We start from the raw sequence: 6,013 nt of genomic DNA on the forward strand, positions 1-6,013 counted from the left end.
ACCCCCAGCTTAACGCAACGATTGTGCGTCAAGCGTGGCCCGCGCCCAGGCCCGGACCCGCTCCTCGAACCCCGCCGCCGGAAACGTCCCGTCCTGGGCGACGTCGGCGATCGTGACCTCGAACGGCCCCGCGCCACCCGGCGGCGCATCGAACTCCGGCAGCGCACCACGGGCCCGATGCGAGTTGGCCCGGCGGACCGCCGCGGTGAGACCGGCCACCGCGGGGCGGCCACCGTCCACGAAGGCGCGGACGATCGCCCAGTTCCGCCCCCGGTCCCGCTCCGGCAGCCGGCTCGGGTGCTGCAGCAGGAAACACCCCACGGTCACCCCGTGCAACGGCCCCCACGGCTCCTGCCGCGAGTGGTCCAGCGCCAGCACCACTTGGAACAACTCATCGCAGGGACCGGCCCCACCGCACTCCGCACACGTCACGCGTCCGACGCTAGCGTCTCCACCGGCTGGAGGGTCAACGCTCGAACGCCCGGCCCAGCCCCAGCACCACGCCGTCACCCCCGGCGCGGCCGATGAGCTGCATCCCGATCGGCAGCCCCGCCCGGTCCTCCCCCACGGGCACGGTCAGCGACGGCAGCCCGGTGATGTTGGCCGGCGCCGACAACCGCACGTAGGCATCCGAGACGCTCTCCGTCGTCCCGTCGGGCCAGGTCACGCTCTCCTGCCCCACCGGCACCGCGGTGACCGGCACGGCCGGGGCGGCGATCACGTCGACCGTCTCCATCAGACGCGACCACTCACGCCGCATGAGCGTCCGCGCCCGTTGGGCCCGCAGGTAGTCCACAGCCGACATCCGGCGCCCGGCTTCGAGCAGCACCCGCACGTCCGCGGCGTAGAGCTCGGACACCGCGTGCACAGTCGGGTCGTGGTAAGCGCTTGCTTCCGGGACCATCAGTCCCCATTGGACTCCCTGAACGTACCGCGTCATGGGGATTTCGACATCCACCAGCCGCGCGCCGAGCGCCTCCAGCCGGCTGATCCCCGCCCGCACCGCCGATTCGACCTCGGGGTCGACGTGGTCGAAGTAGTAGTTCCCCGGCACGCCGACCCGAAGCCCGGACGGCTCCGCGGTGGATACTCCACACAGGACTTCCATCACGAGCGCGGCGTCCTCGGCGGTGCGCGTGATCGGCCCGACGTGGTCCAGCGACCAGGACAACGGCACCACCCCCTCCCGCGGCACCAGGTCGTAGCTCGGCTTGAAACCGGCGACCCCGTTCAGTGCCGCGGGCACCCGGATCGAGCCGCCGGTGTCGGTGCCCAGCGAGAAGGTCGCCATCCCGGCCGCGACCGCCACCGCGGACCCGCCGCTCGACCCGCCTGCGATTCGCCCGCCATCGCGGGCGTTGACCGTCTGCGGCGTGATCAGCCCGTAGGCGAACTCGTGCGTGTGGGTCTTGCCGACCAGGACCGCGCCGGCCCCCGCCAGCCGGGCCGCGACCGCGCTGTCGGACTCGGCCCGGTGCCCGGCCCGCACGCGGGAACTCGCGGTGGTCGGCAGCCCGGCGACGTCGATCAGGTCCTTGAGCCCCATCGGGATTCCGTGCAGCGGCCCGCGCACGCCGCCCGTCGCGATCTCGCGCTCGGCCTCGCGGGCGACGCCCCGGGCACGGTCGGCGGTGACGGCGACGTACGCGCCGAGACAGGCGTCGGCCTCCTCGATGCGGGTCAGCACGTCGTCGACCAGTTCGACCGGGGACAGTTCACGGCTCCGCACGGCCGCCGCCGCGGCGGCCAGGGTCAGGTCAGCGGGCCGCATCGGACTCCCCCGCCTGGTAGACCGCCGCCGGCGCGGTCTCGCCGAGGTCGAGTTCGCGTAGGACGCCGACCACGGTGTCGATGTGGTCGGCGGTGGCCACCACCTCGGGCCGGTCTTCGGATGACATGATCCTCCTCCTAAAGCTAACTGTTTGCCTTAAGCTTAACGCAAACACATTGCGTTTAGGAGGTGCCATGTGGTTCGTGGGTGACATCACCGTGCAGCGGGTCGACGAGGTGCTGCTGCCGCCCGAGACCGGTCCCTGGCTGTTGCCAGGTGCGACGCCGGACGTCGTGAACCGGCACGACTGGCTGCGGCCCGACTTCGCCGACGGCGACGTGCTGCGCCTGGCCAGCCACAGCTTCGCGGTCACGGCCGGCGGTCTGCGGATCCTGGTCGACACCGGCATCGGCAACGGCAAGCAGCGCGCCAACCCGGCGTGGCATGACCTGCGCACCGGTTACCTCGACCGGCTCGCGGCGGCGGGGTTCGCGCCGGAGTCGGTGGACCTGGTGGTGCTCACGCACCTGCACACCGACCACGTCGGCTGGAACACGCGGCTGGTGGACGGCGAGTGGGTGCCGACCTTCCCGCGGGCCCGCTACCTGACCTCACGCGCCGAACGGGACTTCTGGTCGGGCTACGACATGGACGAGCCGCGGCGGCAGATGTTCCGCGACTCGGTCGAGCCGGTGGCGGACGCGGGGCTGCTCGACCTGGTCGACGTGCCCGACGGCGGCGTCGAGGTCGCGCCCGGGGTGCGGCTGGTCCCCACGCCCGGCCACACCCCCGGGCACGTCGCCGTGTGGTTGACCAGTGGGAACAGCAGCGCGGTGATCACCGGTGACTGCGTGCACCACCCGGTCCAGCTGGCGCACCCGGGGATCACCAGTTGTGTCGACATCGATCCGGCGCTCGCCGAGTCGACGCGCCGGTCGCTGCTGGCGTCGCTGGCCGACAGCGGAACCCTGCTGCTGGGCACCCACTTCCCGCCGCCGACCGGTGGCCGCGTCGTCACCGCGAACGGGGGGCTGAAAATTGTGCCGGCGTGATGTCGAGTCCGGTCGTCGCCGTTCGTCCTCGGGTCAACCGAGGAAAGGAGTCGGCGATGGAACTGATGGAGCAGTACCGGCGGGCGCAGGACGGGCTGGACGCGGTGCTGGCGGCGGTGCCGGACGACCGGTGGGACGTGCCGTCGATGTGCGCGGAGTGGAACGTGCGGGACGTGGCCGGGCATCTGATCTGGGGCCAGTGGCAGATGCGGGCGTGGGCGGTGGGCGAGCCGGACCCGGACCGGTCGGGCGCGCCGGGATCGCCGCGGCCGGGCACGTGGACCGGCGACGACCCGGTGGAGACGTGGCGCAAGGCGCGGGCGGCGTCGGTGCCCGCGCTGACCGGGGAGGCGCTGGCGCGGACCACGTCGATCACCGGCATCGGCGAGGTGCCGCTGGCCGCGGTGGTGCCGCTGATGATCACCGACACGGTGGTGCACAGCTGGGACATCGGGCACGCGCTGGGCATGGACGTGCGGGCCGACGCGGACCTGGTGGCGCTGGCCGCGGACTGGGCGAGGCAACACGTCGTGCGGCGGCCGGGTTTCTTCGGGCCGGAGGTGACGCCGCCGCCGGACGCCGACGAGCAGACGCGGATGCTGGCGTTCGTGGGGCGCCGCGTGTGAGGGGAGCCTGGTAGCGGACGCGGCTGGGCGGGTCGGCGCCGCGTCGGCGCGCGGCCGCGGGCCGGGCGGTGGTCCGGCCCGCCGAGGCCTCGGACCACCCACGCGGCGGCGCGCTGGGGTAGTGGGTGGTCCGGCCCGCGGAGGGTTTGGCCCATCCGGCCACCGGCCGCCATTTCGGTGCGGGACCGCGCGCCGGATCAATGGCCAACGCGCTGGGGTAGTGGGTGGTCCGGCCCGCGGCAGCACGCCGAATCAGTGGGTAGCGCCCAGTCGGCGGTGGTCCGCAGCAGCGCGCCGGATCGGCCCGCGCGGCAGCGCGCCGGATCGATGGGGGTCCGGTGTGCCGCCGCGTGCCAGAGCGGGCAGCGCGCGGGGCGGCGCGGGTCCGGCCTGCGGAGGGTTTGGCGCATACGGCCACCGGCCGCCATTTCGGTGCGGGACCGCGCGCCGGATCAATGGGCAACGCGCTGGGGCGGCGGGTGGTCCGGCCCGCCAAGGCCTCGGACCACCCACGCGGCGGCGCGCATTGCCGACTGGAAGCTGAGGTGCGAAGGACTGGCGGGTCGGCCTTCCGGAGGGATGGCGCGCTGCCCCGCATCGGCGCACTACCCGCGGGGGCCGGCCCACTCGTCCGCGAACCACCTCAGGTTCGGCGGCTCGTCTGGAACCGTTGCTGGTACGCCCTCGGCGAGACGCCCGTGTGCTGCACGAAAACGCGCCGCAGGGATTCGGCGCTGCCGAAGCCGCTCGCGTAGGCCGTGGCGGTCACCGGGTGGCCCGCGTCGAGCAGGGACTTCGCCGCGTCGAAACGGATCAGTTCCACGTACTTGGCCGGCGTGGTGCCCAGTTCCTCCTGGAAGAGCCGCGTCAGGTGGCGGGTGCTCAGGCCCGCCCGCGCGGCCAGCTTCGGCAGCGAGTGGTCCCCCGCCGGGTCCGCCGCGACCGCGTCGCACACCGCGCGCAGTGGCGGGGTCTTCGGGGCCGGGCCGCGCAGCGACGGCGAGAACTGCGACTGCCCGCCGGGCCGCTGCAGGAACACCACCAGCGACCGCGCCACGCGGCGGGCCAGCTCCGGTCCGTGGTCGCGCTCCACCAGCGCCAGCGCCAGGTCGATGCCTGCCGCGACCCCGGCCGAGGTGAACACCGGCCCGTCCTCCACGAAGATCGCGTCCGGCTCGACCTGGATCGCCGGGTGCGCGCGGGCCAGCGTCGCGGCGTGCTGCCAGTGCGTCGTGGCCCGGCGGCCGTCCAGCAGTCCCGCCGCGGCGAGCACGAACGATCCCGTGCAGATCGACGCGATCCGCTTCGCCCGGCCCGCGATGGTCCGCGCCGCCTCGGCCAGTTCCGGCGGGACGGCGTGCGCGGGGAACACGTCGCCGCCCATCACCAGAGCCGTGTCCAGCGGCCCGGTGTCCGCAACGTCGGCGTCGACGGGGATCCGCATGCCGGTCGACGACGACACGTCCCGCCCGCCGACCGAGCACAGCACCAGCCGGTAGTCCGCGCCGAACCGGTTGGCCTCGGCGAACACCTCGCTCGGCCCGGCCACATCGAGCAGCTTCACCTCGTCGAACACCAGTAGCGCCAGCCGCCGCACGCGCACCTCCACACGTCCCGATCTGTGGAGAGTACGTCGCGAATCGAGGAGCGCAGGCAACCCCGCCGCTGCGACGCTCGAGGGGACCAGAAAGGACACCACCGATGACCACCGTGATCGCCGGCATCACCATCCCCGACTCCGCGCTCGCCGCCGAAGCCACCGAGCTGGTCCGCGACGCTACCGACGACCTGCTGTTCCACCACTCGCGCCGGGTGTTCCTGTTCGGCTCACTGCAGGGCCGCCGCCTCGGCCTCACCGCCGACCCGGAACTGCTCTACGTCGGCGCGATGTTCCACGACCTCGGCCTCACCGAGAAGCACCGGGGCGCGACGCAGCGGTTCGAACTCGACGGCGCCGACGAGGCCCGCCGCTTCCTCGAATTCCACGGCGTTCCCGAGGACTCCGTGCGCAAGGTGTGGGAGGGCATCGCCCTGCACACCACCCCCGAGGTGCCGTGGCGGCTGGAACCCGAGGTCGCCCTCGTCACCGCCGGGGTCGAGACCGACGTGCTCGGCATCGGCCGGGACAAGCTGGCCGAGTCCGACCTCGCGGCCGTCGTCGCGGCCCACCCGCGCCCGGACTTCAAGCGCCGCATCATCCAGGCCTTCGCCGACGGCTTCCGGCACCGCCCGGACTCCACCTTCGGCACCGTCAACGCCGACGTCCTCGAACACGTCGACCCCGCCTACCGGCACATCGACTTCGTGGAGGTGATCCTCCGCAACGACTGGCCGGAATGACCCGGTGACCTCCTCCCACAACCACCGGTGGTCCGGCGACGCGTGTCGTTTGTTGGACCGCCGGGCCGCGCGTCGGGTCCAATGCTCGCCGCCGGGAACCGACCAGGAGGAGTTGGCGGGATGCGATCTTTCGTCCACCTGCACGTGCACACCGAGTACTCGATGCTCGACGGTGCGGCGAAGATCGCCCCGCTGTTCGCCGAGGCGAGTCGTCTCGGCATGCC

8 protein-coding genes are annotated in these 6,013 nt (G+C 73.2%); 4 read left to right on the forward strand and 4 right to left on the reverse strand.

The window, feature by feature from the left end:
- Positions 1-9 precede the first annotated feature (9 nt).
- The 3 genes from ABZ215_RS03610 to ABZ215_RS03620 are packed head-to-tail and all read right to left on the reverse strand — an operon-like array spanning position 10 to position 1,898.
- Positions 10-432 carry a DUF5946 family protein gene (locus ABZ215_RS03610; RefSeq protein WP_027936656.1) on the reverse strand — a complete coding sequence of 141 codons (423 nt, stop codon included), beginning with the start codon at positions 430-432 and terminating at the stop codon, positions 10-12.
- Positions 433-466: 34 nt separating this feature from the next.
- The gene (locus ABZ215_RS03615; protein ID WP_354947523.1) at positions 467-1,771 is read right to left on the reverse strand and encodes an amidase; all 1,305 of its coding nucleotides are present in this window, start codon (positions 1,769-1,771) and stop codon (positions 467-469) included.
- A complete protein-coding gene (locus tag ABZ215_RS03620) occupies positions 1,758-1,898 on the reverse strand; it encodes a hypothetical protein (protein ID WP_354947525.1) in 141 nt (46 codons plus the stop codon). The genes ABZ215_RS03615 and ABZ215_RS03620 overlap by 14 nt, the downstream gene beginning before the upstream one ends.
- Positions 1,899-1,965: 67 nt before the next feature.
- On the opposite strand from ABZ215_RS03620, the gene ABZ215_RS03625 reads away from it, so the two are divergent.
- Both ABZ215_RS03625 and ABZ215_RS03630 read left to right on the forward strand, forming a co-directional pair.
- Positions 1,966-2,823: an MBL fold metallo-hydrolase gene (locus ABZ215_RS03625; RefSeq protein WP_354947527.1), complete on the forward strand. Its 858-nt coding sequence runs from the start codon at positions 1,966-1,968 to the stop codon at positions 2,821-2,823.
- 56 nt (positions 2,824-2,879) lie between these two features.
- Positions 2,880-3,449, forward strand: a complete 570-nt coding sequence (locus ABZ215_RS03630) for a TIGR03086 family metal-binding protein (RefSeq protein WP_354947529.1) — start codon at positions 2,880-2,882, stop codon at positions 3,447-3,449.
- A gap of 643 nt (positions 3,450-4,092) precedes the next feature.
- On the opposite strand, the gene ABZ215_RS03635 is transcribed toward ABZ215_RS03630, so the two are convergent.
- On the reverse strand, positions 4,093-5,046 hold the full coding sequence (locus ABZ215_RS03635; protein ID WP_354947531.1) for a GlxA family transcriptional regulator: 954 nt from the start codon (positions 5,044-5,046) through the stop codon (positions 4,093-4,095).
- Between the two features lie 104 nt (positions 5,047-5,150).
- On the opposite strand from ABZ215_RS03635, the gene ABZ215_RS03640 reads away from it, so the two are divergent.
- Together ABZ215_RS03640 and ABZ215_RS03645 are read left to right on the forward strand one after the other, a co-directional pair.
- Positions 5,151-5,789: an HD domain-containing protein gene (locus ABZ215_RS03640; protein WP_354947533.1), complete on the forward strand. Its 639-nt coding sequence runs from the start codon at positions 5,151-5,153 to the stop codon at positions 5,787-5,789.
- Positions 5,790-5,909: 120 nt separating this feature from the next.
- Positions 5,910-6,013: PHP domain-containing protein (locus ABZ215_RS03645; protein ID WP_354947537.1), on the forward strand; the 104-nt coding region annotated here is incomplete at its 3' end.

The organism is Amycolatopsis sp. NPDC006131 (assembly GCF_040614175.1).
GTDB classification, from domain to species: Bacteria; Actinomycetota; Actinomycetes; order Mycobacteriales; family Pseudonocardiaceae; genus Amycolatopsis_E; species Amycolatopsis_E tucumanensis.